The sequence below is a fragment of the Rhodococcus indonesiensis genome, assembly GCF_047782815.1.
GTDB classification, from domain to species: domain Bacteria; phylum Actinomycetota; class Actinomycetes; order Mycobacteriales; family Mycobacteriaceae; genus Rhodococcus; species Rhodococcus indonesiensis.
Genome location: NZ_CP180630.1, coordinates 5,011,215 through 5,036,083 on the forward strand (window position 1 = coordinate 5,011,215; position 24,869 = coordinate 5,036,083).

The window sequence follows — 24,869 nt, forward strand, 5'->3', positions numbered from 1 at the left end:
CTGCCACGGCACGAGAGGGAAAGATGATGACAGCGCGCAATATTCACAACGGCACCGTTGCGGTGCTCGGTAACGGGCCCGTCGGTCAGACCACGGCTCTGCTGCTCGCCCGGTGGGGCATCCGGGTGATCGTCCTCGACGGCCGCCCGGAGCGCGACCCGATCGGGTCGAAGGCGATCTGCCAGCAGCGTGACGTGCTCGAGGTGTGGGCGGCGGTAGGGGTCGGCGAGCAGGTCGCCGCCGAAGGCGTCACCTGGGACACCGCAAGCACCTTCTACCGCAACGAGAAGTTGTTCACCCAGCCGTTCGTCGACAACGGCCGCTCGGCGTTCCCGCCGTTCGTGAACATCTCCCAGGCCCGCACCGAGGAACTCCTCGACGAGCGCATCGCGGCCGAACCGCTGATCGAGGTCCGCTGGGGGCATCACGTCGACGGCATCGACCAGGACGAGGCCGGCGTACGCGTGCTGTGCACAACGGCGGACGGCCCGGCCGTCGTGCCGGTCGACTACGCTGTCGCGACGATGGGAGCCCGGGCCGACGCGTTCCGCAGGCACCTCGGTCTGGATTTCGCAGGACGCACGTTCGACGACAAGTTCCTCATCTGCGACATCAAGACCGACATCCCCGACTGGGCACACGAACGCCGGTTCTACTTCGATCCGGAGTGGAACCCCGGACGCCAGGTGCTCATCCATCCGTGCCCCGACTCGACGTTCCGGATCGACTGGCAGGTCCCCGGCGACTACGACCTCGACGCCGAGGCCGCCTCGGGTGCTCTCGACCGCCGCATCCGGCAGATCATCGGCAACGATCTCGACTACGAGATCGTGTGGAAGTCTGTGTACCGCTTCCACGCTCGGCTCGTCGACCGGATGCGCGTCGGCCGGGTCCTCGTCGCCGGTGACTGCGCGCATCTCGTCTCCCCCTTCGGGGCCCGCGGCCTGAACTCCGGTGTCGGCGACGCCGAGAACGCCGCGTGGAAGCTCGCCTTCGTGCTGCGCGGCTGGGCCGACGAGTCGCTCCTGGACACCTACGACACGGAGCGCCGCGCCGCGGCCCTGGAGAACATCGAGGTCACCTCCGCGACGATGGACTTCCTGGTGCCGCAGACCGACGAGCTGCGTGCGCGCCGCGTCCGGATCCTCGGCGCCGCAGCCGGCGACCCGGACGCGCGCGCCCAGGTCGACTCGGGTCGCCTCGCCGAGCCGTTCTGGTACGTCGACTCGCCGCTGACCACCCCGGACCCGACCCGGCCCTTCACCGGGCGACCCGCCAAGGGTGTCGCTCCGCAACCGGTTCCGGGCGTCCTGCTGCCGGACATGCCGGTCCGCGCCGGGCGGGCCGTGCGGCTGCGGGCGCTGGCGCGCGAGGGATTCCTGCTCCTGCACGGCAGCGCCGTGGACCCGGAGTCGGTGCGCACGCTCGCGCTGGGCGCAACCCGAGCGCCGGTGCGCATCCACGGCATCGACGATCTCGACCCGAGCGCAGCGCTCGCCGAGAGTCTGTCCGCAGCGCCGCACGAGGTGTGGGTGATCCGGCCCGACGCCCACATCGCCGCCGTCGTCGACGGCACGGACCCCGAGGCTCTGGTCGCCGCCGTCCAGGCTGCCGCCGGCCGGACTGCGACGCCGCTCGCGGCCGTGGGGTGAGGCCGCTCGCAGCCGTGGGGTGAGGCCGCTCGCGGCCGTGGGATGAGGCCGCTCGCGGCCGTGGGATGAGGCCGCTCGCGGCCGTGGGGTGAGACGGCCGCGAGGCGCTCCCGGCCCAGCGGAGCGGGAGCGCCTCGCCGTCACCACCCGGGGCGGCGCTCCCGCTCCGACAGCCCGCCCCACACGCCGTGCCGCTCGCGGCCGAGGACCGCGTGGGTCCGGCACTCCGTCAGCACCGGGCAGCTCGAGCAGATCCGTTTCGCAGCTGCCTCACGCCGGCGCCGCAGGACAGGGTCCTCACCGTCCGGGGCGAAGAAGTAGAACTCGCCGAGGGAGCGGCAACTGCCGCGGAACTGCCACCCGAACCCCGGCCGGGTGCGGGTGGCGGTCATCCGACGATCACCACGATCAGGGTCCGTGGCCCGTGCACCCCCTCGACCCGTTCGAGTTCGATGTCGGACGTCGCGGAGGGGCCGCTGATCATGGTGGTGGGGCGTTCCGGCACCAGGCGCATCAGCGTCTCCGGCACCCCCACTTCGACGTCGGCGAGGGGCACGACGCACACGTGCAGGTCCGGCACGAGGGTCAGCGCACGCCGGCCCTGGTCGGGCTCGCCGTCGAGGAAGATGGTGCCCGTCTCGGCACACGTGACCGCGGAGGCGGTGACGACGCCGTCGAGGCCGCCGAGGTCCGGTGCGGGGATCTCGGACGAGTCCACCACCACGTCGCCGTCGAACCGTGCGAGCCACGACCGATCCAATCCCGCGGGAACCCCCACACGGCGCACGCCGTGCTCGGTCAGCACCCGGGCGAGCACGCCGGGAAGCTCGGCCGGCACGCACTCGTGCACGTGCGCCTTGTAGTCGACGAGCCGGTCCACGAGCAGTTCCCGCCGCTGCGCGTCCGGCAGGGTGCGCCCGGTGCGGTAGTCCCGCGGCACCTGCACCGGTACCGGTGGGGCAAGTGTCCGGGCGTCGCGGATCCGGCCGAGGATCACGTCGCGGGTGCTCACTGCTGCCGTCCCTTCTCGCGCGCCTGCGCCAGCGCGGCACGTCCCTCGTCGGAGTTCCACCATTGCCGGAAGGTCTGTTTGGGCGGCGCCGGGATGTCACGGGCTTCCGTCCAGCCGGCGAGCGGGCCCGGCAGCGAGGTGATCTTCCCCTTCTTCCCGGCCAGGAGCCGGCCGAGTCCCGCCGCCTTCTGCGCCGCCGTCCAGCGACGCGACGACGACATCGCCAGGGAGGCCGCCTTCATCGCGGCCGCCTCGATTCCGAACGACGCGTGCTCGACCTTCTGGTGTCGCAGTTCGACGAGCAGCGACGGGATGTCGATCTTGACGGGGCACGCGTCGTAGCACGCCCCGCACAGGCTCGAGGCGAACGGCAGGGTCGCGTTCGGATCCCCAGGGGCATCCATCCCGGCGAGCTGCGGGCTGAGCACGGCCCCGATCGGCCCGGGGTACGTCGAGCCGTAGGCGTGGCCGCCGGTGCGCTCGTACACCGGGCACACATTCAGGCACGCCGAGCACCGGATACAGTGCAGCGCCTCACGTCCCACTTCGTCGGCGAGCGCGGCGGTGCGCCCGTTGTCGAGCAGCACGAGATGGAACTCCTGCGGACCGTCGCCGGGGGTCACGCCGGTCCACATCGACGTGTACGGGTTCATCCGCTCGCCCGTGGACGAGCGGGGCAGCAGCTGCAGGAACACCTCGAGGTCCCGGTAGGTGGGCAGCAACTTCTCGATGCCCATCACGGTGATCAGGGTCTGGGGCAGTGTCAGGCACATGCGGCCGTTGCCCTCGGATTCGACGACCGCGAGCGTGCCGGTGTCGGCGATTCCGAAGTTCGCACCCGAGACCGCGACCGGCACGGTCATGAACTTGTGGCGCAGGAACTTCCGGGCCGCAGCCGCGAGATGCCGCGGATTGTCGTCCAGGTCGGGATCGACGCCCGGCATCTCGCGCAGGAAGATCTCACGGATCTCGGCCCGGTTGCGGTGGATGGCGGGAACGAGGATGTGCGAGGGCTTGTCGTGCCCCAGTTGGACGATCAGTTCGGCGAGGTCGGTCTCGTAGGTCGCGATACCCTGCTCCTCGAGGTGCTCGTTGAGCCCGATCTCCTGCGTGGCCATCGATTTGACCTTGATGACCTCGTCGGAGCCCGTCGCGCGGACAAGCTCGGCGACGAGGGAATTGGCCTCGGCGGCGTCGGCCGCCCAGTGCACGACGCCGCCACGGGCGGTCACCGCGGCCTCGAACTGGATGAGCAGCTCCGGCAGCCGGTTCAGCACGTCGGTCTTGACAGCAGCGCCGGCGTCGCGCAGCTGCTCCCAGTCGGGGAGCTCACCGGTCACGCTCAGGCGCTTGGCCCGGATGGTGTGGGTGGCCTTGCCGATGTTGCGGCGCAGCTGGGTGTTTGCGAGTTCCTCGTGCGCCGCGGCAGGAAACGTCACGGCACCCCGCAGATTTCCGGAGCCGCGCGGAGGAAAGGGCGGCATGCCGAGAGCGGTCACGCGGGCACTCCCTTCGGGGAGACGGCCGGTTCGACCGCGGCGAGGATCTCGGCGAGGTGGATGGTGCGGGTTCCGGTGCGCAGACGCGACAGTCCGCCGCCGATGTGCATGAGGCACGACGAATCGCCGGCGCTGCAGTACTCGGCGGCCGTCGACGTGACGTTGCGCAGCTTGTCCCCGAGCATCGCCGTGGAAGTCTCGGCATTCTTGAGCGCGAACGTGCCGCCGAATCCGCAGCAGGCGTCGGCCTCGGGCAGTTCCACGAGGTCGATCTCGCGGACGGCGCGCAGCAGCTGCAGCGGCTTGTCTCCCACCCGCAGCATGCGCAGCGAATGGCAGGTGGGGTGGTAGGTCACGCGGTGCGGGAAGTAGGCCCCGACGTCGGTGACCCCGAGGACGTCGACGAGGAACTCGGAGAGTTCGTACGTCTTGGCTTTCACCTCGTCGACGCGGCTGCACAGCGCCGGCGAACCGTAGCGACCGGCGACGATCTCGTGCTGGTGCCGTACGGACCCGACGCAGGATCCGGACGGGGCGACGATCGCGTCGATGCCGTTGTCGCCGAAGGCATCGGCGTAGTTCTCGACGAGCGGCAACGCGTCGGGCTGGTAGCCGGTGTTGACGTGCATCTGACCGCAGCAGGTCTGGCCGTCGGGGAAGACGACGTCGTGGCCGAGCCGCGTGAGGAGGAGGGCGGTGGCCGAGACGGCGTCGGGGAACATCGTGTCCCCGAGGCACGTCGCGAACAGGGCGATTCGCATGTGGATCTCCGCATCGGGTGTATGTGGTCAGACCACAGTAACCCATGGTAGGTGCCCTGCGTCACCCCCTGTCCGATTTTCTTCCGAATCCCCTACGGCCCTGGATTGTGACCGAGGTCATGGTGTACGGTCCTGTGGTCTGACCACAGATCCCGTCGCGGTCCGCGGCGCAAACCTGGAGTTTCATGTGGAAACCGAACTGCTCGCGGTGACGTACACACCGTCGACCACCGCCGTCGCCGGCAACCTCACCGCGACGGCTCTGCTGGGCCTGGTCCCCCTCCTGACCTTCTTCGTGCTCCTCGCCGGCCTCAAACTCAAGGCCTGGTACTCCGGACTCGGTGCGCTCGCCGTGGCCCTCGTCGTCGCCGTCGTCGGCTTCGGCATGCCGGCGCCGCTGGCCGGCCTGTCCGCCCTGCAGGGCTTCACGTTCGGCCTGTTCCCGGTCATGTGGATCGTCGTCACCGCGATCTGGTTCTACGAACTCACCGTCGTCAGTGGACGTTTCGAAGACCTACGGCACGTGTTCAACTCCGTCGGCCACGGCGACATGCGCATCCAGGCGATGCTCATCGCTTTCTGCTTCGGCGGAATGCTCGAGGCGCTCGCCGGTTTCGGGGCACCGGTCGCCATCACCGGTGCGATGCTCATCGCGATCGGCATGCCGCCGATCCGCGCCGCAGTCACCGTACTCGTCGCGAACACCGCCCCGGTCGCATTCGGCGCCATGGCAATTCCGATCACCACCGCCGGAAACCTCACCGGTATCCCGGCGACCGAGATCGCTGCCGTCGTCGGCCGGCAGACGCCGGTGCTCGCCTGGTTCGTGCCGATCCTGTTGCTCTTGCTGGTCGACGGCCGGCGCGGCGTCCGTCAGGTGTGGCCGATTGCGCTGGTCACCGGCTTCGCGTTCGCGATCGCGCAGTACTGGTGTTCGAGCCACTTCTCGTACGAGCTCACCGACGTCGTCGCCTCTCTCGTCGGCCTCGCCGCAGCCGTGGTCATGCTGCGCTTCTGGCGGCCGAGCACCCCCGACGACCAGCACTCGCACGTGACCGCGGAACCGATCGGTGCCGCGCGCACGGCGATGGCGCTGTTCCCGTACCTGCTCGTGATCGTCGTGTTCGGGATCGCCAAGCTGTGGACGCTCGGCGTGGACGTGCCGAAGTGGCTGGCGAGCACCGACATCAAAATCGAATGGCCGGGCTTGTACGGGAATCTGCTCACCGCGAGCGGCGATCCGTCGACCGGCGCGATCTACACACTGCCGTGGTTGTCGAATCCCGGCACTCTCCTGCTGTTCTCGGGCATCGTCGTCGGCATCGTGTACACGGTGTTCAGCGGCGGCGGCCGGTTCCCGATGACCCTGCGCCTGACCCTCAGCACCTTTCCCGAGACACTGTGGAAGATGCGGCTTTCCGTCGCCACCGTGGCCACGGTACTCGGCTTGGCCTACGTGATGAACCACTCCGGGCAGACCGTCGCCATCGGCACGTGGCTCGCCGGGACCGGCGCGATCTTCGCGTTGCTGTCGCCGATCCTGGGCTGGCTGGGCACCGCGGTGACCGGTTCGGACACCTCCGCGAACGCACTGTTCGCCCGGCTGCAGCAGACCGCGGGACAGGCCGCGGGCATCGACCCGACGCTGCTGGTCGCGGCGAACACCTCGGGTGGTGTCGTGGGCAAGCTCATCAGCCCGCAGAACCTCACCATCGCGGCGACCGCCGTCGGCCGGCCGGGCAGCGAGCCGCTGCTGCTGCGCAAGGTCGTCGGCTACAGCGTCGGCATGCTGGCCCTGCTGTGCGTGCTGGTCTACCTCCAGTCGACTCCGGTGCTGTCGTGGATGCTGCCGTGAGTCGTCCCCCGGGCGGGCAGGCACGGGGCCTGCTCTGCCGCACGCCGGACCGTCGCGCGCCCGGCCGCCGGGCGTTCGGGTCCGGCGACCGGCATAGGCTCACACCATGCCGCACTCCGAGCCCCGCGCATGGGAGACCGTGTTGAACCACCTCGAGCAGCAACTGGTCTCGGGACAACTCGCGCCCGGCCAGCGGTTGCCCGGGGAGCGCATCCTGGCTGCCGATCTCGGCGTGGGCCGCTCGTCGGTGCGGGAGGCCCTGCGCGTCATGGAGGCACTCGGGTTGCTCAGCGCGCAGACCGGATCCGGGCCCACGGCGGGCGCGATGATCGTCTCGCGTCCGACCGGGGGCATGTCGATGCTCATGCGCATGCAGGTGGCGGCGCAGAGCTTCCCGGTAGCGGACGTGGTCCGGACCCGGCTCGTCCTCGAGACGGAGGTGATGCGCGCCCTGGCCGAGAGTGATCCGGCGCCCGACCTTGCCCACGCGGAGCAACTGCTCGACGCGATGGACGACGCCGAGCTCGCGGCCCACGAGTTCCTGGTGCTCGACGCCCGGTTCCACATCGCGATGGCGGACGCAGCCGGGAACCAGGTGATCGCGGCGATGATGACCGGACTGCGCGACTCCATCGAGAGCTACGTGCTCGCCGGCGCTCCGCTGGGTACCTGGCCCACGACGTGTGCCCGGCTGCGGTGCGAGCACCGGGGACTGCTCGAGGCGGTCCGTGCCGGCGACGCCGACCTCGCCCGTTCCCGCATCGTCGATCACATTCGCGGCTACTACGCGGAGAGCCTCGGGCGTGACCACACCCGTCCGGACGACCCCGAAACGGAGCACTCTCCGCCTCGTGTATAGTCGGTGATGCAACGCGGGGTGGAGCAGCTCGGTAGCTCGCTGGGCTCATAACCCAGAGGTCGCAGGTTCAAATCCTGTCCCCGCTACCACCGCCGGCCCGGACTCTCACGAGTCCGGGCCGGTTTCGTCGTATCGGCCTCGTCCGGCTCGCCTCGCGCTCGTCCCGGCCTCGTCGAGCGAAGGCATCGTCCGTCTCGATAGTGGTGGCGACCGATACATTCGCTCTGTCCGGGCGGCGCGGACGGGTAGATTCCGGCTGTGAACGGATCTGTCGGGCGACCGCGGAGAGTGCGATGAGCGAGGACGGGCCGGCCCCGCTGCCGGCACACCGCAAACGCAACGGACCCCGGGCTCCACAATGGCTTCGCCCGGCGATCCTGTACGTCCTCCTTGCCGTCGCCGCCTACCAGCTGTCCGGTTGGCTGTTCCACAATCTGCGCGGCTTCCTCGGACTGCTGTTTCTCGCATGGCTGCTGAGCATCACGCTCGAGCCCGTCGTCGACCGGCTCGAGCGTTACGGCCTGCGCCGGGGAGCGGCCACCGGATTGGTGCTGTTCGGACTACTGGCGTTCGCCGTCGGATTCGTCGCTCTGTTCGGGACGTTGCTCGCCGAACAGCTGGGCCAGTTGCTGAAAGCCTTGCCGGACGCGCTGACCGCGGTCACCGAGTGGGCCAACCGTGTCTTCGACACGAACTTCACCACGGGCCCGGAACTGCTGCGGCTGACCCCCGAGACGGTGCGCGACCTGGTCCAGCGGTTCACCCCCGGCGTGCTGGGCGTGGTGTCGTCGGTGGTGGGCGTGGTCTTCCAAGCCATGACGATGCTGCTGTTCGTGTTCTACATGTCGGCCGAGGGCCCGGCGATGCGCCGCACGATCTCGAGTTGGTTCCCGGCCCGGCAGCAACGAGTCATCTCGACCGTGTGGGAGATCTCCGTCGAGAAGGCCGGTGGGTACGTCGTCTCCCGCCTCATCCTCGGTGCGATCAGCGCCGTGGGCACCGGCATCTTCCTCATGATCATCGGCGTGCCGTACTGGCTGCCGCTCGCGTTGTGGACCGGGATCGTCTCGCAGTTCGTGCCCACCCTCGGGACGTACCTGGCGATCGCGCTGCCCGCGATCATCGCCGCGGCCAACCAGCCGATCGACGGGTTGTGGGTGGTGCTGTTCGGCACGGCCTACCAGCAGGTCGAGAACTACGTCCTGCACCCGCGCATCACGTCGAAGACCGTGTCGATCCATCCGGCCGTCGCGTTCGGATCGGTGATCGTGGGGGCGTCGCTGTTCGGTGCGATCGGCGCGCTGGTGTCGGTCCCGGTCGTCGCTGTCCTCCAGGCTCTGGTGGAAACGTACGGCCGGCGCTACGAACTCGTCGTCGACACCGTCGACACCGGCGACACCGGCGACACCGGCGACTCGGACGACGCCGCGCCCGGCCCCGAACCGGGCGACCGCTGAGCGGCTACGCCCGGGGGATCCGGCCCATCAGGTAGAACTCCGGATTGGGCATCATGCCGGCGACACCGGCCATCCTGTTGCTCAGACCGAAGAACGCGGTGACGGAGGCGATGTCCCAGGCGTCCTCGTCCGTGAAGCCGTGTGCGTGCAGAGCCTCGAAGTCCGCGTCGTCGATCTCGTACGCCCGCTCGTTGACCTTGGTGGCGAAGTCGAGCATCGCGCGCTGACGCGCAGTGATGTCCGCGGTGCGGTAGTTGATCGCCACCTGGTCCGCCACGGTCGGCTGCTTTTCGTAGATCCGCAGGATCGCCCCGTGCGCGACGACGCAGTACAGGCAGTTGTTGGCGGCGGAGATCGTCGTCACGATCATCTCGCGGTCACCCTTGGTCAGGCCGGAGTCCTCGCGCAACATGATCGCGTCGTGGTAGGCGAAGAAGGCTCGCCATTCCGCGGGACGTCGCGCGAAGGTGAGGAACACGTTGGGCACGAAGCCCGACTTCTCCTGCACTTCGAGCACCCGGGTGGCGATGTCCTCGGGCAGGTCCTTCAGTTCCATGGCGGGAAAGCGCGTACTCACGGGGCCTCCTGGTCCGTCGCGACAACGAACCTCGAAGTTAATCGCTGTTAACCGAGTTGTCCAGATCGCCCGGCTCGCGGCACGACTACCGGTCGAACCACGCCTGCGCGTCGAGCCGGACGTCCTGACCGCGCGTGACGGCGCGCAGGTCGCCCTCCAGGCGCTCGAGCCGGTCCGCGCCGAGCGTGCGTCCCCACTCCGCCCGCAGGTCGTCGAAGATCACCGCCGACCGCCGCAGGCAGTCGAGGCCACGGTCGGTGAGCACGACGATCCGCGCCCGCGCGTCCGACGGATCCGGCTCGCGCCGAAGGTAACCGAGACGCTCGAGCCGGTCGACTGTCTTGCCGGCGGCTTGCTTGGAGACGCCGAGGCGGCGTCCGATCTCGCTCGCCGACGCGCCGGTCGCCCCGACGGCCTGCATCGCGAAGCCGTGGGCCGGCCGCACGTCCGGGTGACCCTCCTCGGCCAGCCGTCGATGCAGTGCGTCGACGAGCGAACGGAATCCGGCGAACAGGAGAAGAGGTAATTCGTAGCCCGGGGTCGGGTCTTGCGCCGTTTCGACAACTCGGTTTACTATTTCGTCAACCACGTTGTCTATCGTATCGGAGGCCACCCGTGTCCACAGCATTCCTCCACCATCGACCCGAGACCGCACCCCCGGCGTCGCGGTCCACCATGGCAGCGATCGAGCAGAAGTTCGGCTACGTGCCGGCAGCCGTGGCGCTCATGGCGGAATCCCCCGAACTGCTGTCCGCCTTCACCCGCGCCGGCGCGCTGTTCGAGCGCAGCAGCCTCGACGAACTCGAGCGCGAGGTGCTGGTGCTGACGATCGCCACGCGCAACGAATGCCACGTCTGCGTCGCACTGCACACCGCCGCGCTGACACGGATGGGCGCGCCGGGCCACCTCGTCGACGCCCTGCGGGCCGGCCGGCCGCTCACCGATCCGCGACTCGAGGCCCTGCGGACTTTCACCCTCGCCGTAATCGACTCGGCGGGCGCGGTCCCGGCCGACCGATGGGCCACGTTCACCGCCGCCGGCTTCACCACCCGCCATGCACTCGACGTCGTCCTCGGCGTCGGCACCTTCACCCTCTCGACGCTCGCCAACCGCCTCACCGGTGCCGAACTGGACCCGCCGCTCGCCCCGTTCGCGTGGCACCCCGCTCCCGCTCCCACGCCGACGCCGACGGGCCGAATGTCACATTCGGTCGGTCAGATCGACGCGGTGTGACATTCGGCCCGTAGGTGTTCGGCCCGTAGGGTGTTCGGCCCGTAGGGTGTTCGGCCCGTGAGACTTTCGGGGACGGTGAGGTCAGACGAGAAGGGTCGCGGCCGTCGCGGCGACGACGTCGTCGACGCTCACGCCGGGCGCGGTCTCGACGAGCTTCAGGCCCTCGTCGGTGACGTCGATGACGGCCATGTCGGTGATGATCCGCTGGACGCAGCGCTTGCCCGTGAGGGGCAGGGTGCACTCGTCGAAGATCTTCGGGTCACCCTTCTTCGTGACGTGTTCCATCATCACGATGACGCGCTTGGCACCGTGGACGAGGTCCATCGCACCACCCATGCCCTTGACCATCGCGCCGGGAATCATCCAGTTGGCGATGTCGCCCTTGGCGGAGACCTGCATCGCGCCGAGGACGGCGACGTCGATCTGGCCGCCGCGGATCATCCCGAACGACTGCGCCGAGTCGAAGAACGACGCGCCGGGGATGGTGGTGATGGTTTCCTTACCGGCGTTGATCAGTTCGGGATCGAGCTCGTCCTCGGTCGGGTACGGGCCGACGCCGAGCACGCCGTTCTCCGAGTGCAGGATGACCTCGACGCCCGGGTCGAGGTAGTTGGGCACCAGGGTCGGCATGCCGATGCCGAGGTTGACGTACTGCCCGTCCGAGAGTTCCCGGGCCACACGCGCGGCCATCTGCTCGCGGGTCAGCTTCTTCACGGTGGTGGCGGTCTGGGTCATGAACGAACCGTCCGATTCTCGATGCCGACAGTGACAGGTCCGACGGGCACGACGCGCTGGACGTGGATGCCGGGGGTGTGGATCTCGTTGGGGTCGAGCTCGCCCGGTTCGACGAGGTGCTCGACCTGCGCGATGGTGATGCGGCCCGACGTGGCGGCGGGCGGGTTGAAGTTGCGGGCGCTCGCGCGATAGACGAGGTTGCCGTGCCGGTCGCCCTTCCAGGCGTGGACCAGGGCGTAGTCGGCGACGATTCCGCGCTCCATGACATAGGTCTCGCCGTCGAACTCGCGGACCTCCTTCGGAGGCGACGCGACCGCGATGCCGCCGTTGCCGTCGTAGCGCAGCGGAAGCCCGCCCTCCTCGACCTGGGTGCCGACGCCCGCCGGGGTGAAGAACGCGGGGATACCCGCACCCCCGGCGCGCAGCCGCTCGGCGAGGGTGCCCTGCGGGGTCAGTTCCACCTCGAGCTCGCCGGCGAGGTACTGGCGGGCGAACTCCTTGTTGGAGCCGACGTAGGAGGAGATGGTGCGGCGGATGCGCCCCTTCTCCAGCAGCACGCCGAGGCCGAAGCCGTCGGTGCCGCAGTTGTTGCTGACCGTCTCGAGGTCGGTGGCGCCCTGTTCGAGCAGCGCGTTGATGAGGATTTCCGGGACGCCGACCAGGCCGAATCCACCCACGGCGATGGTGACGCCGTTCGGGATGTCGGCTACGGCCTCGGCGGCGGTGGCAACGACTTTGTCCATGCCTCTACGATAGCGATAGTCGTGCGGAATGTGAACCCTCGTCCGTCATACGAACCATTTCGATACTGTTTCATTTTGGAATATTGATTCGTACCGAGGGAGCCACTAGCCTTGTACGCATAGCGTCCCTCCGTCCATATCGCGAACACGCGCCGAACACCGAGGTCTCATGCTTCATCTGCCGCCCCGCTTTGCGCGCCCCGAAGGCGCACACCCGCCGCTGGACTTCCCCGACTACCGGACCACCGCGCTGCGCCGCCCGGCCCAGCCGCTGACGTTGATCCCGCAGCGGCTCGGCGAACTCACCGGACCCGTCTTCGGCGAGGACCGCGTCCAGGAGGGCGACGCCGACCTGACCCTCGCCCACGGAGGCGAAGCCGCCGGGCAGCGCATCATCGTGCACGGCCGGGTTCTCGACGGCGACGGCAAGCCGGTGCCCCACGCGCTGGTCGAGGTGTGGCAGGCCAACGCCGCCGGCCGGTACCGGCACGTGAACGACAACTGGCCCGCCCCGCTCGACCCGCACTTCGACGGCGTCGGCCGGTGCGTCACCGACGCCCAGGGCAATTACCGGTTCACCACCGTCAAGCCCGGCGCCTACCCGTGGCGCAACCACCACAACGCGTGGCGCCCCGCCCACATCCACTTCTCGCTGTTCGGCACGGCGTTCACCCAGCGGCTCGTCACCCAGATGTACTTCCCCGACGACCCGATGTTCTTCCAGGACCCGATCTACAACTCGGTGCCCGCCGAGGCACGGCACCGCATGGTCAGCGTCTTCGACTACGACGCCACCGTCGACAACTGGGCCCTCGGGTTCCGCTTCGACATCGTCCTGCGCGGCCGCGAGGCCACCCCCTTCGAGAACGAGGAGGACGACGATGAGTGAGTTCGCTCCTCGTTACCCCGTCACCGCCGGTGACCAGAGCACGGCCCCGTTCGGCCCGACGCCGTCGCAGACCGTCGGCCCGTACTGGAAGATCGGCCTCGACTGGGGCGCCGACGGCGAGAACGTCGTCCCCGCCGACACCCCGGGCCGGATCACCGTGCGGATCACCGTGATCGACGGCGACCGTACGCCGATCGCCGACGCGATGGTCGAGACCTGGCAGGCCGACGCCGACGGCCGGTTCGGCACCGACGGTTTCCGCGGCTTCGCCCGCAGCGCCGCCGACGAGACCGGCACCGCCACCGTCCACACGATCAAGCCCGGCGCCCACGAGTCCGACACGGACGCCGACGAGGCACCGCACCTGAACGTCGGGATCTTCGCCCGCGGCATGCTCGATCGTCTCTACACCCGCCTGTACTTCCCCGAGGACCTCGCCGCGCACGCGACCGACCCGGTGCTCACCGCGCTGCCGGAAGCGCAGCGGCGCAAGCTGATCGCCGAGAAGTCCGACGACGGGTACACCTGGACCGTGTACGTTCAGGACCTCGATCCGAACGGTGTGGAGACACCGTTCTTCGCGATCTAGACGGGAGCGTGCCTTGACCGTGCCGGCGCAGTCCGACCCCACCCGCGGTGCCCTCTTCGACCCCGTGTTCGGCGCCGGCGACCTCGCACCGCTGCTGTCCGACCGGGCCTGGATCACCGCCCTGCTCGAGGTGGAGGTGGCGATCACCCGCGCCGCCGAGAAGCACGGTCGGGCAACCCCCGCCGACGTCGCCGGCGTCGCCGTCGCGGCCGAGGACCTCGCCCGCGAGCTGGACCCGGCCGAACTGGGCCGGCTCTCGGCGGCCGGGGGCAACCCGGTGATCCCGCTGGTGAAGATCCTGCGGGAGCGCGCCGGCGTCCCCGCCGCCGCGGTGCACGTCGGAGCCACCAGCCAGGACGTGCTCGACTCCGCGCTCATGCTGCTCGCCCGCGAGGCCGGCCGGCACGTCGTCGCCGAGCTACGCGCCGCCGCCGACGCCGCGGCGCACCTGGCCCGGCGGCACCGTGACACCCCCACGGTCGCGCGCACCCTCGGCCAGCAGGCGCTGCCCACCACCTTCGGTGCCCTCGCCGCGACGTGGCTCGTCGCACTCGACGACGCCACCTTCGAACTGGACCGCGCTCTGAGCGCCCTGCCGGTCCAGTACGGCGGGGCGGCAGGAACTCTCGCGGCCGTGCACCCCGACGGACTCGCGTTCGCGGACACCCTCGCCGACCTGCTCGGCCTCGCTCGGCCCCTCGTGCCGTGGCACACCGCCCGCACCCCGATCACCCGGCTCGCGACGGCGCTCGGCGTCGCCGCAGGTGCCGTCGCCAAACCCGCCACCGACGTCGTGCTCATGGCCGCCACCGAGTTCGGCGAGGTGAGCGAGGACGCGCCCGGCGGATCGTCGGCGATGCCGCACAAGCGCAACCCGGTCGCCGCGATCACCGCACGCGCCGCCGCCCGCCGGGTACCCGGCCTGGTCGCGACCGTGCTCGCATCGACCGACCACGAATTCGCCCGCGCCGCGGGCGCGTGGCACGCCGAATGGGAGCCGCTCACCGACCTGCTTCGCCTGACCGGTGGTGCAGCACATCAGCTTTCGACCAGCATCGGCGGACTGCACGTCCACCCGGACGCACTCGCCCGCAACCTCGACCGCACGGGCGGCGCGATCCTCGCCGAGAAGGTCACCGCCGCCCTGGCTCAGCACACCGACGATGCCCGCGACCTCGTCACCGCCGCCGCACAGGCCGGCACCCCGCTCGACCACGACCCGGCGATCACCGGACACCTCGGTGCCGATCGGGTTCGCACCCTGCTGGACCCCACCCGCTACCTCGGCCACGCCGGCGATCTCGTCGACCGTGCCCTCGCCCACCACGACCGGCTCCTCGGAGGACAAGCATGACCGTCACGCTCAACTACGAACAGTACGGCGACCCCTCGGCCCCGCCGGTCGTGCTGCTCGGCTCCCTCGGCTCCGACCTGTCGATGTGGACGCCGCAGATCACCGCGCTGTCCCCGATCGCGAACGTCGTCGCCGTCGACCACCGCGGGCACGGCAAGTCACCCGTCGTGGACGGGCCCTACACGGTGGCCGATCTCGGCGGCGACGTCGTCGCGCTCCTCGATTCCCTCGGCCTCGACTCGGTGCACTTCGTGGGCCTGTCGCTCGGCGGTGCCGTCGGCCAGTGGCTCGCCGCGCACCGTCCCGAGCGCATCCGCACCCTCACGCTGCTGTGCACGTCCGCCGCGTTCGCCCCGCCCCAGCCGTGGCTCGACCGCGCCGCCACCGTCCGCACCGACGGCCTGGCATCGATCGCCGAGTCGATCGTCGGCCGCTGGTTCACCCCCGAACTCGCCGAGCGCGACCCGGAACTCGTCGCACGGCACGTCCAGATGGTCTCCGGCACGAGCGACGAGGGCTACGCCGCCTGTTGCGAGGCGCTCGCGACGTGGGACGGGCGCCCCGACCTGGCCCGCATCGTCGCGCCCACCCTCGTCGTCGCCGGCGAGCAGGATCCGGCCACCCCGCCGGACACCATGCAACTCATCGCCGACGGCGTCGCCGACGCCGACTTCCACGTCGTCGGCCCGGGCGCGCACCTGGCCAACGTCGAGCAGGCCGGCCGGATCACCGCGCTCGTCCGCGAGCACATCACCCGTGCGACGCCCGCCGGTGCGCAGCGCACCGCCGCGTTCGAGCAGGGCATGCGGGTGCGACGCGCGGTCCTCGGCGACGCCCACGTAGACCGGGCCGTGGCGTCGGCCACCGAGTTCACCCGGCCGTTCCAGGACTTCATCACCCGCACCGCGTGGGGCGACATCTGGTCCCGGCCGGGCCTGGACCACCACACCCGCCGGCTGCTGACGCTGGCGATCCTCACCGCCGTCGGCAACGACCACGAACTCGACATGCACATCCGGGCCGCGCTGCGCGCCGGTGTGGACCCCGACGAGCTCGTGGAAGTATTCCTGCACACCGCGATCTACGCGGGAGTGCCGAACAGCAACCGGGCCTTCGCGCTCGGTAGGCAGGCACTCGCAGACGGCGAGGGGAGCACCGCATGACGATGACCGACGGCGAACCGATCGCGGCATCGCCGGACTACGTGCAGTCGCTCGCGCGCGGCCTGTCCGTCATCAAGGCATTCGACGCCGAGCATCCGCGCCGCACCCTCAGCGAGGTCGCCAAGGCCACGGACCTGACTCGGGCCACCGCGCGACGGTTCCTGCTCACCCTGGTCGAGCTCGGGTACGTACGTACGGACGGCTCCCAGTTCTGGCTGACGCCGCGCGTGCTCGAACTCGGCTACAGCTACCTGTCGAGCCTGACGCTGCCGGACGTCGCCCGCCCGCACCTCGAGGCGCTCGCCCAGAAGGTCCACGAGTCGACGTCGGTGTCCGTGCTCGACGGCGGCGACGTCGTGTACGTCGCGCGGGTGCCGGTCAGCCGCATCATGACCGTCTCCATCACCATCGGCACCCGCTTCCCGGCGCACGCCACGTCGATGGGCCGGGTGCTGCTGGCCGGCCTGTCCCCCGCCGACCTCGACGCCTACCTCGCCACCGCGACGCTCGAGCCCCTCACGTCGCGGACCCTCGTCACTCCCGACGACCTGCGCGCCGAACTCGACCGGATCCGGCGGGACGGCTACTGCATCGTCGACCAGGAGCTCGAGGAGGGCCTGCGGTCGCTGGCCGCACCCATCCGCGACGCCTCGGGTGCCGTCGTCGCGGCCGTGAACATCTCCACCCAGGCCGCCCGCTACAGCCTCGACGCCGTCCACAGCGACCTCGTGCCCGCTGTCGTCGACACCGCGGCGGCGATCTCGGCCGACCTGGCCCGGACCCAGAACCACTGACCCCCCGATTCCCCGACAAGGAAGTGCCATGCGCGACGTCGTGATCTGCGAACCCCTCCGTACCCCCGTCGGCCGCTTCGGCGGCGTCCTGAAGGACGTCGCGCCGGAAGATCTGGCCGCCACCGTGATCCGCGAGCTCGTCGCCCGCACCGGCCTCGCCGGCACCGACGTCGACGACGTGATCCTCGGTCAGGCCTCACCCAACGGCGAAGCTCCCGCGCTCGGTCGCGTCGCCGCACTGAACGCCGGTCTGGGTGTGGAGGTTCCGGGACTGCAGGTCGACCGTCGCTGCGGCTCCGGCCTGCAGGCGATCCTGCAGGCCGTCATGCAGGTCCAGTCCGGCGGCAGCGACCTGATCCTCGCCGGTGGCGCCGAGTCGATGAGCCAGGCCGAGTTCTACGCCACCGGCATGCGGTGGGGCGTCAAGGGCGAGGCCGTGGCCCTGTCCGATCGGCTGGCCCGGGCGCGGGTCACCGCCGGCGGCCGGGACTTCCCGGTGCCCGGCGGCATGATCGAGACCGCCGAGAACCTGCGGGCCGAGTTCTCCATCAGCCGCGCGGACCAGGACGCTCTGGCGGTGCAGTCGCACCAGCGCGCCGTCGCCGCGCAGAAGAACGGCGTCTTCGCGCAGGAGATCGTTCCCGTGGCGGTGCCGCAGCGCAAGGGCGAGCCGCTCGTCGTCGACACCGACGAGCACCCCCGCGCCGACACCAGCGTCGAATCGCTCGCCAAGCTGCGCCCGATCCGCGTCAAGATCGATCCGGAGTCGACCGTCACCGCCGGCAACGCCAGCGGCCAGAACGACGGTGCGGCCGTCGCGATCGTCACCACCGCCGAGAAGGCCGCCCAGCTGGGACTGCGTCCGCTGGCCCGCCTGGCGAGCTGGGCGGTGGCGGGAGTGCCGCCGCGCACCATGGGCATCGGCCCGGTCCCGGCCACGGAGAAAGCCCTCGGCCGGCTCGGCCTGACCCTGGCCGACATGGACGTGATCGAGCTCAACGAGGCGTTCGCCGCGCAGGCCCTCGCCGTGACCCGCAGCTGGGGCCTCGAGCCCGACGACGCCCGCCTCAACCCCAACGGCTCCGGCATCTCCCTCGGCCATCCGGTCGGCGCGACCGGCGGCCGGATCCTCGCGACGCTGCTGCGCGAACTGGACCGTCGCGGGGGTCGCTACGGCCTCGAGACGATGTGCATCGGCGGCGGTCAGGGCCTGGCCGCGGTGTTCGAAAAGGTGGCGTAGCCCCCGGTGTGTCCTTCGGGCTGCCAGGGCAGCCCGAAGGACACACCGGTCGCGTCAGCGGCGGGCGGGCACAGCGGCCGGTTCCGTCGTCGAGAGCGCGTTCGGTGCGGTGATCCGGCCGAGCACCGCGATGAGGACCAGAGCGACGAGGACCGGGACGCAGGCCACGAGGACGATGGTGCCGGTGGGAACGCCCAGGCCGATCAGTGCGCCGCCCAGGACGGGGCCGACCACGGAACCGAGCCGGCCCATCGACGCCGACCAGCCCACCGCCGTCGTCGCGGTGGCCTGCGGGTACATCGAGACCGACAGTGCGGTCTGGCCGATCATGCCCGCCTGGATGCCGAGCCCCACTCCACCGAAGACGATCAGCAGCAGCACCTTGTCGGCGCCGAGGAAGGCGGACACGACGAGGAAGACGATCGCCAGCGACGTCGTGACCACGAGCACCGACGGCATCCGGAACCGCAGCGCACCGATCATCAGGACCGCCGCGCCGACGATGCTGCCGATACCGAGCGCCGCCGACCCCAGCGGCGCGAGGCTCGTCGAGAACCCGTAGCTCGTCAGCAGCGTCGGCAGCCACGACGAGAAGACGTAGAACACGGTGAACATCAGGAACGAGAAGCCCCACAGCAGCAGCGTGCGGCTCCGCAGGCCGGGATCGAACAGGCGCGCGACGGAGGCCTGCCGCGCCGCCGACGAGGTGGCATCCGGTGCGGGCTCACCGGCGGCGGCGCGCCCGTCGGGCAGTCCGATCCACAGCAGCGGCAGCAGGACGGCGGATGCGGCGGCGCCGGCGAGGAACACCGACTCCCAGCCGAACGCGGCGATCAGGCGCGTGCCGACCAGACCGGCGAGCAGCGCACCGAGCGAGATGCCCATCGTGACGAACACCGCGATGGACTGCCGCAGCCGGGGCGGGTTGAGCGCCGTCGCGTGCGACACCGCGGCGGGCAGTACCGCGCCGAGACCGAGTCCGGTGAGCACCCGCAGGGCGGTCAGTTCGGTGATCGTCGACGCGAACGCCGTCAGCAGCGAACCGACGGTGAACACCACCACGGCCGCCAGCACGACGCGGCGGGCACCGAACCGGGCGACGAGGCGGCCGCAGGCCAGATAGCCCAGGGCGACGCCGACGCTGGTCAGCGACAGCGCGGGGGTGAAGTGGGACGGGGCGACGCCCCAGTCCTTCGCCAGTGCCGGGACCGACAGTCCCAGGGCGATCGTGTCGTAGCCGTCGAGGACGACGGCGACGAAGGTCAGGACGAGAACCAGCCAGTTGGGCGAGGCCTCGTCGGTTCGGGTGAGGGACGGTGTGCTGTCGGTTCCGCGCATGGTGGCGTCCTCGGGTCGGTCGATGCCCTACCAAGGGCGTCGAAAAGGAAGATTACGCGTCCGCCGTCGCGGTCGCTGAGATGATTCCCTGTGCTTCGACCTCGACACCGAGGCCGGCCTCGACCAGGGCCGACACCTCGACCAGGGTCGAGCACGGGAAGTCGCCGCGGAACACCTCCGCGCGGGCCCGCCCGACGGCGGCCTTGTCCGCGATGTCCGTGACATAGATCCGCAGGGCGAGGATGTCGTCGACCTGCGCCCCGCAGGCTTCGACCAGGAGGCGGGTGCGCCGGAACGCCTCCCGCGCCTGCCGGTAGACGTCGCCGCCGCCGACGGGACCGTCGGGGGTGCCGGCGTGCATGCCGGAGACGAAAAAGTGCCGGCCGACGACCCGGGCGTTGCTGAACATGCCCGGACGCGGGGGTTCCGGAACGGTGGGGTGGCCGACCCGGCTCATCGGAGCACCGCGCCGCGACGAGCGTCGGATTCGCGGGTCAGCCGCTCCCGTACCGGCACGAAGTCGTAGGTCGGATAGCACTCGGTGTGGAACACCCCCCACGCGCGACGTTCGAGTTCGACGTTGACGGCGGCCAGCCGATCGGCGGGCAGCCGCAGGGTCACGATCTGTCCGATCCCCATCGCGACGACCCACGAGACGACCTCGCATCCCTCGGGCGGGAACCCGTGCCACCAGTCCGCGTCGTCGAGCCGGCCCTGCAACTGTTCGAGGTTCCGGCTCTGGTCGTGCCGCAGGACGACGGTGAGCATCAGGGTCCCGCCACTCATGCCGGCACTCCTGCGAGCACGGCCGCCTGCTGCTTCGCGTCGGCCCGGTAGATCCGGCGGATCCGGGAGACACCGAGGTCGTGCTGGTAGAGGTGTTCCTCGACGTCGGCGTCCGCGGCCAGCGCCTCGAGGACGGCCCGGTCCTGTTCGAGGACCTCCCAGTGCCGTTCCTCGAGCCGGGTCCGGTACAGGAAGCGCCACGCCTCCCGTTCCCAGCCCGACACCCGCCGGGTGCGCCAGTGGAAGATGGCGGAGTGGTCCCGGTCGATCGGGGTGCACATCCCGACGATGCCGAACACCCCGCCGGGACCGGCGTTGGGGGCGTACGGGATCTCGAGGTCCACGTAGTCCATCGATCCGCGCACGAACTCGACCCAGTCGAAGTTCACGCCGCGCTGGTCGGTCTTCTCGAAGAAGAACCCGCGGTCGGTCTCACGGATCCGGAACCGCGCCGACGTGTCGCCGCCGAACATCGAGTGCGAATTGCGGTGCAGGAACGCCCCGTGCATCGGGTCGAGCACGTTGTCCATGTAGAACCGCCACGGCCCGGCCCACTCCGCGTAGTTCGGGAACCACGACACCTCGTCGTCCGCGAGCCGGTCCGGCAGCACGAACGGGGTGGGGACGGAGTCGTGGGTCAGGGGCACGAACGCGAAGATCGTGTCGGCGGCTTCGACCACCGACAGCGACGCGGTGGCGCGCTTGCCCTCGAGCGCGCACCCGGGCATGCCGGGCACGGAGACGACGGTGCCGGTGCCGTCGACCTGCACGCCGTGGTACAGGCAGGCGACGCGGTCACCGAGATGCTGCCCGACGGACAGCGGGGCGCTGCGGTGCGGGCACCGGTCCTCGAGCATGTGGACCGCGCCCCGCGCGTCGCGGAACAGCAGCCAGTCCACGCCGAGGCGGGTGACCTTGACCATGGCGCCCGGTTCGACCATGCGCGACGGCAGGATCGGGTACCAGCGGTCGCGCAGGCCGGTCGCGGCGATCTCGTCGGCATCCATCGGCCGACGGGTGCCGACGGCGAATCGGGGTCCGGCCGGGCGCGGGCCGCCGGTGGTGGTCTGTGTGGTCTCGAAGGTGGTCATCTCATCTCCCCAGTCGTCGCATCTCGGCGCGGAAGGTGTCCTCGGTCCAGGGCCGGCCGTCGGGGCCGTGCAGCCCCAGGCCGTTGAGTCCCTCGACGACACCGGGCAGGTCGTGGGTGCCGGTCCCGAAGATCTCCATCAGGGAACCGGCGAGCTTGTCCTCGTAAGGGGTCAGCGGATCGGGATGGGTCTGTCGAGGTTCCAGGTACGGTTCGGCGGATCGTGCCGTCGCGGTGCGGTTCACGCGAGAACTCCTTCGATGTGGGGGGTGGGGGCGGCGAGCCCGGATCGGTAGCGGGCGGCGAGTCCCTCGGCGATGGCGGCGAAGGCGCTCGTCCATTCGGCGAACGACTCGGGCCGGGTGAGGTGGACGGGCGCCGGACATCCGTCGACGACGACGAAGACTCCGTTGTCGATCTCGCCGGCGAGGCGCTGCGGCACGGACAGATCGGTGTCGTCGCCGAGCGCGGAGGCCACCACCAGGGTGGGGACGGTGATCCGGCCGAGGACGCCGCCGACGGTGTCGACGTCGAGCACGGGATCGGCCAGGATCAGGCTGCGCAGCAGGGTGCCGTGACGGTCGGCCGCGCGCAGGGCGGGTCCGGCATCGGTACCCGCGGCGTACAGGTGCACCGCGCGGCCGTCGCGCAACGCCGCCTCGGCCTGCCCGTCGGCCCACCACAGCGCCTCGGCCGGCGAGTTCATCGCGCACCTCCCGTCGGCACGTGCACCGGAGGGACGAACGGTCCGGGCGGGGGGTCGAGGGCGGTCACGTCGACCTCGACCAGGGCGGGCCGACGCGCCGCGACCGCCTCCGCCAATGCGGCCTCGAAGACCCCTGGCCGCTGCACGAGGGTGTACGGCATGCCCATGGACGCGGCGAGCAGATCGAACCGCGGCGTGTGCAGGTCCACACCGGATCGTCGGAACCCGTTGGCTTCCTGCATGTTCCGAAGCACACCGTAGCCGCCGTCGTTGAACACCAGCACGACGCACCACGCGTCGGTGCCGGCGAGCGAGGCGAGCTCGCCGAGGTGCACCGCCAGACCCCCGTCCCCGGCCATGACCACGGTCGGCACGTCCCGGCGGGCATGGGCGGCACCGAGTCCCATGGCCAGGCCCTGCCCGATGCCGCCGCCGAGCGGGAAGATGTTGGTCCCCCGCTCGTAGAACGGCAGCAGGCGGTTGCCCCACTGGCTGGACGGAATCGTCACGTCGCGGGCGACCACGGACCGGCGGGGCAGCACGCGGCGCATGCCCTCGCAGATCTCGGCGTAGCCGCCGATGTACTTGGTGAGCGCGGCCCGGCTGCGCTTACGCACCGCCTGCACCCGGGCCGCCCAGTCGTCGCGCCGGCCGGCACCCTCGAGCGCGTCGAGGAGGCCGTGCAGTGCCGTGCGGGCGTCGGCGACGATCCCGACCGTGGCCGGATACACCCGGCCGATCGCGGCGGGATCGACGTCGATCTGCACCTGCGTGCCGGGCAGCGCGAGGCGGTAGCTCTTGGTCTCGTTGGACCGGAAGTGGGTTCCGACGGCGAGCAGGACGTCGGCATCGGCGAGGAGACCGGCGACCTCGGGGGACGCCGCGAAGTTCCCGACGACGAGATCGTCGTCCTCGGGCACGATGCCCCGCCCGGAGTTGCTGGTGAGGATCCCCGCCCCGAGCCGGTGCGCGAGGACGCGCAGTTCCTCGCCCGCGCCGGCCGCTCCCCCGCCGAGCCACAGCAGGGGCCGCTCGGCGGTGGCGAGCACCGCGGCGGCCCGGTCCAGTGCCGCGGCGGCGGGGGCCGGCGGCTGCACGCTCCGGACGTCGGCGGTCCGCTGCTCCTGCGGCGACGCCAGATACTGCAGGTCGGTGGGCCATTCGACGCTCGCCGGCCCCTGCGGTGCCGACAGGATGCAGGCGATCGCGGCCTCGAGTTCTGCCTCGGCGTCCTTGGCGTCGGTGATCGTCGCCGCGTAGGCGGACACGGCATCGAGCATCTGCCGTTGCCGGGGGAATTCGTGGATCACGCCGCGGCTCGACGAGGCCGGTTCGGGCGTGAGGAATTCGCTTTCGATCTGACCGGTCACGTGCAGGACGCGGCTGCCGGCGGTGAGCGCCTCGATCATCGACCCGGCGGCGTTGCCGGCGCCGGTGCCGGTGCTCGTCAGCGCCACGCCGATGCGGCCCGAGGCGCGGGCGTACCCGTCCGCGGCGTTGACCGCGGCGGCCTCGTGCCGGACCTCGACGAAGGTCAGGTCGCGGGCGACGGCCTCGACGAGGGGCAGGTTGTGGATGCTGACGACGCCGAACGCGGTGTCGATGCCGTGCCGGCGCATGACCGACACGAGGACGTCGCCGCCGGTGGTGCGCCGAGCCGGCTCGGTCGAGGGGATGTCCATGTTTCCTCCGTTGCAGATGACCACTGGGGGGTCAGACGTAGCGTCCGACTCCGCCGCCGACGTCGACGGTCGCGCCGGTCACGTAGCTGTTGCGGGGTGAGAGCAGGGTGGTGACGGGGAAGGCGACCTCGTCCGCAGTTCCGAAGCGGCCCAGTCCGATCCCTCGATCGGCGGCAATCTCGGCGCTCCACTCGTCGAAGTCGCGGCCGTCCCCGGATTCGGCGTGGCGGCGCTGCCACTGCCCGGTGTCGACGAGGCCGAGCAGCACCGAATTGACGCGGATGCCCTCGGGGGCGAGCTCCCCGGCGAGGGACTGCGCCAGGTTGAGCAGTCCGGCGCGGGCGGCCGAGGTGACGGCGAGCCGCAGTTCGGGTTGCCGCGCGAGGATCGCGTTGACGATCACCACGGAGGCCGCATCGGACTTCGCGAGCGCCGGCCGGGCCGCGCGGATCAGATGCAGCGCGCCGAAGATCTTGAGCTCGAACTCGTCCCGGATCTGCTCGTCGGTGGTGTCGGTGAGTGTCGACATCAGCGAGCGCCCGGCGTTGCACACTACCCCGTCGATCCCGCCGAACCGGTCGACGACCGCATCGACGAAGGCCTGCACGGAATTCCGGTCGGTGACGTCGCACGCGACGGTCAGGACGTCGGCCGGGTCGGCCGCCAGGGTGCCGGCGGCGGCGCGCAGGCGTGCGATATCGCGTGCGCACAGTGCGACGCGGGCACCTTCGGCGGCGAGCATCCGGGCGGTGGCGAGGCCGACCCCGGAACTCGCGCCGGTGACGATCACCGTGCGTCCGGTGAGGTGCAGGTCCATTGAATCTCCGTGGGTTCGGGTGCTCGCCGGGCGAGCAG

Annotated in this window: 27 protein-coding genes and 1 tRNA gene; 12 read left to right on the forward strand and 16 right to left on the reverse strand. The window is 70.7% G+C overall.

The window, feature by feature from the left end:
• The first annotated feature begins 26 nt into the window (after positions 1-26).
• The gene (locus ACM26Y_RS22975) at positions 27-1,652 is read left to right on the forward strand and encodes an FAD-dependent monooxygenase (RefSeq protein WP_371383794.1); all 1,626 of its coding nucleotides are present in this window, start codon (positions 27-29) and stop codon (positions 1,650-1,652) included.
• Positions 1,653-1,792: 140 nt separating this feature from the next.
• Here ACM26Y_RS22975 and ACM26Y_RS22980 read toward each other — a convergent pair whose 3' ends face one another.
• Genes ACM26Y_RS22980 through ACM26Y_RS22995 form a run of 4 tightly spaced genes read right to left on the reverse strand, consistent with a single transcriptional unit; the run spans position 1,793 to position 4,924 of the window.
• Positions 1,793-2,044, reverse strand: coding sequence for a WhiB family transcriptional regulator (locus tag ACM26Y_RS22980; RefSeq protein WP_003934475.1), 252 nt, complete (start codon positions 2,042-2,044; stop codon positions 1,793-1,795).
• On the reverse strand, positions 2,041-2,664 hold the full coding sequence (locus ACM26Y_RS22985; protein WP_416062065.1) for a LutC/YkgG family protein: 624 nt from the start codon (positions 2,662-2,664) through the stop codon (positions 2,041-2,043). The genes ACM26Y_RS22980 and ACM26Y_RS22985 overlap by 4 nt, the downstream gene beginning before the upstream one ends.
• Positions 2,661-4,163 (reverse strand): LutB/LldF family L-lactate oxidation iron-sulfur protein, encoded by a 1,503-nt coding sequence (locus ACM26Y_RS22990; protein WP_371383796.1) that lies wholly within the window; start codon positions 4,161-4,163, stop codon positions 2,661-2,663. Before ACM26Y_RS22990 ends, ACM26Y_RS22985 begins: the two co-directional genes overlap by 4 nt.
• The gene (locus ACM26Y_RS22995) at positions 4,160-4,924 is read right to left on the reverse strand and encodes a (Fe-S)-binding protein (RefSeq protein ID WP_003934478.1); all 765 of its coding nucleotides are present in this window, start codon (positions 4,922-4,924) and stop codon (positions 4,160-4,162) included. Before ACM26Y_RS22995 ends, ACM26Y_RS22990 begins: the two co-directional genes overlap by 4 nt.
• Before the next feature lie 187 nt (positions 4,925-5,111).
• On the opposite strand from ACM26Y_RS22995, the gene ACM26Y_RS23000 reads away from it, so the two are divergent.
• From ACM26Y_RS23000 to ACM26Y_RS23015, 4 genes are all read left to right on the forward strand, one after another.
• A complete protein-coding gene (locus ACM26Y_RS23000) occupies positions 5,112-6,779 on the forward strand; it encodes an L-lactate permease (protein WP_003934479.1) in 1,668 nt (555 codons plus the stop codon).
• A 106-nt stretch (positions 6,780-6,885) separates the two neighbouring features.
• On the forward strand, positions 6,886-7,638 hold the full coding sequence (locus ACM26Y_RS23005; protein ID WP_416062066.1) for a FadR/GntR family transcriptional regulator: 753 nt from the start codon (positions 6,886-6,888) through the stop codon (positions 7,636-7,638).
• 12 nt (positions 7,639-7,650) lie between these two features.
• Positions 7,651-7,727, forward strand: a tRNA-Met gene (locus tag ACM26Y_RS23010).
• Positions 7,728-7,931: 204 nt separating this feature from the next.
• Entirely contained in the window at positions 7,932-9,095 is a 1,164-nt protein-coding gene (locus ACM26Y_RS23015; protein ID WP_416062067.1) for an AI-2E family transporter, read from the forward strand.
• Between the two features lie 4 nt (positions 9,096-9,099).
• Here the strand turns inward: ACM26Y_RS23015 and ACM26Y_RS23020 are convergent, their stop codons facing one another.
• Both ACM26Y_RS23020 and ACM26Y_RS23025 read right to left on the reverse strand, forming a co-directional pair.
• Positions 9,100-9,651 carry a peroxidase-related enzyme gene (locus ACM26Y_RS23020; protein ID WP_416063739.1) on the reverse strand — a complete coding sequence of 184 codons (552 nt, stop codon included), beginning with the start codon at positions 9,649-9,651 and terminating at the stop codon, positions 9,100-9,102.
• A gap of 106 nt (positions 9,652-9,757) precedes the next feature.
• Positions 9,758-10,261, reverse strand: coding sequence for a MarR family winged helix-turn-helix transcriptional regulator (locus ACM26Y_RS23025; RefSeq protein ID WP_416062068.1), 504 nt, complete (start codon positions 10,259-10,261; stop codon positions 9,758-9,760).
• A 26-nt stretch (positions 10,262-10,287) separates the two neighbouring features.
• On the opposite strand from ACM26Y_RS23025, the gene ACM26Y_RS23030 reads away from it, so the two are divergent.
• Positions 10,288-10,905, forward strand: a complete 618-nt coding sequence (locus ACM26Y_RS23030) for a carboxymuconolactone decarboxylase family protein (RefSeq protein WP_416062069.1) — start codon at positions 10,288-10,290, stop codon at positions 10,903-10,905.
• Positions 10,906-10,986: 81 nt separating this feature from the next.
• Here ACM26Y_RS23030 and ACM26Y_RS23035 read toward each other — a convergent pair whose 3' ends face one another.
• Positions 10,987-11,640 carry a CoA transferase subunit B gene (locus ACM26Y_RS23035; RefSeq protein ID WP_003934485.1) on the reverse strand — a complete coding sequence of 218 codons (654 nt, stop codon included), beginning with the start codon at positions 11,638-11,640 and terminating at the stop codon, positions 10,987-10,989.
• Positions 11,637-12,383 (reverse strand): CoA transferase subunit A, encoded by a 747-nt coding sequence (locus ACM26Y_RS23040; RefSeq protein WP_003934486.1) that lies wholly within the window; start codon positions 12,381-12,383, stop codon positions 11,637-11,639. Before ACM26Y_RS23040 ends, ACM26Y_RS23035 begins: the two co-directional genes overlap by 4 nt.
• Positions 12,384-12,552: 169 nt before the next feature.
• On the opposite strand from ACM26Y_RS23040, the gene pcaH reads away from it, so the two are divergent.
• The 6 genes from pcaH to ACM26Y_RS23070 are packed head-to-tail and all read left to right on the forward strand — an operon-like array spanning position 12,553 to position 18,412.
• Positions 12,553-13,272, forward strand: a complete 720-nt coding sequence (gene pcaH, locus ACM26Y_RS23045) for a protocatechuate 3,4-dioxygenase subunit beta (protein ID WP_054372046.1) — start codon at positions 12,553-12,555, stop codon at positions 13,270-13,272.
• On the forward strand, positions 13,265-13,861 hold the full coding sequence (gene pcaG, locus ACM26Y_RS23050; RefSeq protein ID WP_416062070.1) for a protocatechuate 3,4-dioxygenase subunit alpha: 597 nt from the start codon (positions 13,265-13,267) through the stop codon (positions 13,859-13,861). The genes pcaH and pcaG overlap by 8 nt, the downstream gene beginning before the upstream one ends.
• A 13-nt stretch (positions 13,862-13,874) precedes the next feature.
• A complete protein-coding gene (locus ACM26Y_RS23055) occupies positions 13,875-15,215 on the forward strand; it encodes a lyase family protein (protein ID WP_416062071.1) in 1,341 nt (446 codons plus the stop codon).
• Positions 15,212-16,378, forward strand: coding sequence for a 3-oxoadipate enol-lactonase (pcaD, locus tag ACM26Y_RS23060; protein ID WP_416062072.1), 1,167 nt, complete (start codon positions 15,212-15,214; stop codon positions 16,376-16,378). The genes ACM26Y_RS23055 and pcaD overlap by 4 nt, the downstream gene beginning before the upstream one ends.
• Positions 16,375-17,172 carry an IclR family transcriptional regulator gene (locus ACM26Y_RS23065; RefSeq protein ID WP_054372041.1) on the forward strand — a complete coding sequence of 266 codons (798 nt, stop codon included), beginning with the start codon at positions 16,375-16,377 and terminating at the stop codon, positions 17,170-17,172. Before pcaD ends, ACM26Y_RS23065 begins: the two co-directional genes overlap by 4 nt.
• 28 nt (positions 17,173-17,200) lie before the next feature.
• Positions 17,201-18,412, forward strand: coding sequence for an acetyl-CoA C-acetyltransferase (locus tag ACM26Y_RS23070; protein ID WP_416062073.1), 1,212 nt, complete (start codon positions 17,201-17,203; stop codon positions 18,410-18,412).
• A gap of 54 nt (positions 18,413-18,466) precedes the next feature.
• Here ACM26Y_RS23070 and ACM26Y_RS23075 read toward each other — a convergent pair whose 3' ends face one another.
• The 8 genes from ACM26Y_RS23075 to ACM26Y_RS23110 are packed head-to-tail and all read right to left on the reverse strand — an operon-like array spanning position 18,467 to position 24,831.
• The gene (locus ACM26Y_RS23075) at positions 18,467-19,750 is read right to left on the reverse strand and encodes an MFS transporter (RefSeq protein ID WP_054372038.1); all 1,284 of its coding nucleotides are present in this window, start codon (positions 19,748-19,750) and stop codon (positions 18,467-18,469) included.
• Positions 19,751-19,802: 52 nt separating this feature from the next.
• Entirely contained in the window at positions 19,803-20,207 is a 405-nt protein-coding gene (locus ACM26Y_RS23080; RefSeq protein ID WP_416062074.1) for a RidA family protein, read from the reverse strand.
• Positions 20,204-20,536 carry a hypothetical protein gene (locus ACM26Y_RS23085; protein ID WP_040781011.1) on the reverse strand — a complete coding sequence of 111 codons (333 nt, stop codon included), beginning with the start codon at positions 20,534-20,536 and terminating at the stop codon, positions 20,204-20,206. The genes ACM26Y_RS23080 and ACM26Y_RS23085 overlap by 4 nt, the downstream gene beginning before the upstream one ends.
• Positions 20,533-21,627 (reverse strand): Rieske 2Fe-2S domain-containing protein, encoded by a 1,095-nt coding sequence (locus ACM26Y_RS23090; RefSeq protein ID WP_054372036.1) that lies wholly within the window; start codon positions 21,625-21,627, stop codon positions 20,533-20,535. Before ACM26Y_RS23090 ends, ACM26Y_RS23085 begins: the two co-directional genes overlap by 4 nt.
• A gap of 1 nt (position 21,628) precedes the next feature.
• On the reverse strand, positions 21,629-21,871 hold the full coding sequence (locus ACM26Y_RS23095) for a recombinase-like helix-turn-helix domain-containing protein (protein WP_003934497.1): 243 nt from the start codon (positions 21,869-21,871) through the stop codon (positions 21,629-21,631).
• Entirely contained in the window at positions 21,868-22,332 is a 465-nt protein-coding gene (locus ACM26Y_RS23100; protein ID WP_003934498.1) for an alpha/beta fold hydrolase, read from the reverse strand. The genes ACM26Y_RS23095 and ACM26Y_RS23100 overlap by 4 nt, the downstream gene beginning before the upstream one ends.
• On the reverse strand, positions 22,329-24,014 hold the full coding sequence (locus ACM26Y_RS23105; RefSeq protein ID WP_416062075.1) for a thiamine pyrophosphate-binding protein: 1,686 nt from the start codon (positions 24,012-24,014) through the stop codon (positions 22,329-22,331). Before ACM26Y_RS23105 ends, ACM26Y_RS23100 begins: the two co-directional genes overlap by 4 nt.
• A gap of 31 nt (positions 24,015-24,045) precedes the next feature.
• Positions 24,046-24,831: an SDR family oxidoreductase gene (locus ACM26Y_RS23110; protein ID WP_054372033.1), complete on the reverse strand. Its 786-nt coding sequence runs from the start codon at positions 24,829-24,831 to the stop codon at positions 24,046-24,048.
• Positions 24,832-24,869: the final 38 nt, after the last annotated feature.

Bases quoted from the DNA above. Each gene is read 5' to 3' on its own strand.
- ACM26Y_RS22975 (WP_371383794.1), top strand. From the start codon at position 27: ATGACAGCGCGCAATATTCACAACGGCACCGTTGCGGTGCTCGGTAAC.
- ACM26Y_RS22980 (WP_003934475.1), bottom strand. From the start codon at position 2,044: ATGACCGCCACCCGCACCCGGCCGGGGTTCGGGTGGCAGTTCCGCGGC.
- ACM26Y_RS22995 (WP_003934478.1), bottom strand. From the start codon at position 4,924: ATGCGAATCGCCCTGTTCGCGACGTGCCTCGGGGACACGATGTTCCCC.
- ACM26Y_RS23005 (WP_416062066.1), top strand. From the start codon at position 6,886: ATGCCGCACTCCGAGCCCCGCGCATGGGAGACCGTGTTGAACCACCTC.
- ACM26Y_RS23015 (WP_416062067.1), top strand. From the start codon at position 7,932: ATGAGCGAGGACGGGCCGGCCCCGCTGCCGGCACACCGCAAACGCAAC.
- ACM26Y_RS23020 (WP_416063739.1), bottom strand. From the start codon at position 9,651: ATGGAACTGAAGGACCTGCCCGAGGACATCGCCACCCGGGTGCTCGAA.
- ACM26Y_RS23035 (WP_003934485.1), bottom strand. From the start codon at position 11,640: ATGACCCAGACCGCCACCACCGTGAAGAAGCTGACCCGCGAGCAGATG.
- ACM26Y_RS23040 (WP_003934486.1), bottom strand. From the start codon at position 12,383: ATGGACAAAGTCGTTGCCACCGCCGCCGAGGCCGTAGCCGACATCCCG.
- pcaH (WP_054372046.1), top strand. From the start codon at position 12,553: ATGCTTCATCTGCCGCCCCGCTTTGCGCGCCCCGAAGGCGCACACCCG.
- pcaG (WP_416062070.1), top strand. From the start codon at position 13,265: ATGAGTGAGTTCGCTCCTCGTTACCCCGTCACCGCCGGTGACCAGAGC.
- pcaD (WP_416062072.1), top strand. From the start codon at position 15,212: ATGACCGTCACGCTCAACTACGAACAGTACGGCGACCCCTCGGCCCCG.
- ACM26Y_RS23065 (WP_054372041.1), top strand. From the start codon at position 16,375: ATGACGATGACCGACGGCGAACCGATCGCGGCATCGCCGGACTACGTG.
- ACM26Y_RS23070 (WP_416062073.1), top strand. From the start codon at position 17,201: ATGCGCGACGTCGTGATCTGCGAACCCCTCCGTACCCCCGTCGGCCGC.
- ACM26Y_RS23075 (WP_054372038.1), bottom strand. From the start codon at position 19,750: ATGCGCGGAACCGACAGCACACCGTCCCTCACCCGAACCGACGAGGCC.
- ACM26Y_RS23080 (WP_416062074.1), bottom strand. From the start codon at position 20,207: ATGAGCCGGGTCGGCCACCCCACCGTTCCGGAACCCCCGCGTCCGGGC.
- ACM26Y_RS23085 (WP_040781011.1), bottom strand. From the start codon at position 20,536: ATGAGTGGCGGGACCCTGATGCTCACCGTCGTCCTGCGGCACGACCAG.
- ACM26Y_RS23090 (WP_054372036.1), bottom strand. From the start codon at position 21,627: ATGACCACCTTCGAGACCACACAGACCACCACCGGCGGCCCGCGCCCG.
- ACM26Y_RS23100 (WP_003934498.1), bottom strand. From the start codon at position 22,332: ATGAACTCGCCGGCCGAGGCGCTGTGGTGGGCCGACGGGCAGGCCGAG.
- ACM26Y_RS23105 (WP_416062075.1), bottom strand. From the start codon at position 24,014: ATGGACATCCCCTCGACCGAGCCGGCTCGGCGCACCACCGGCGGCGAC.
- ACM26Y_RS23110 (WP_054372033.1), bottom strand. From the start codon at position 24,831: ATGGACCTGCACCTCACCGGACGCACGGTGATCGTCACCGGCGCGAGT.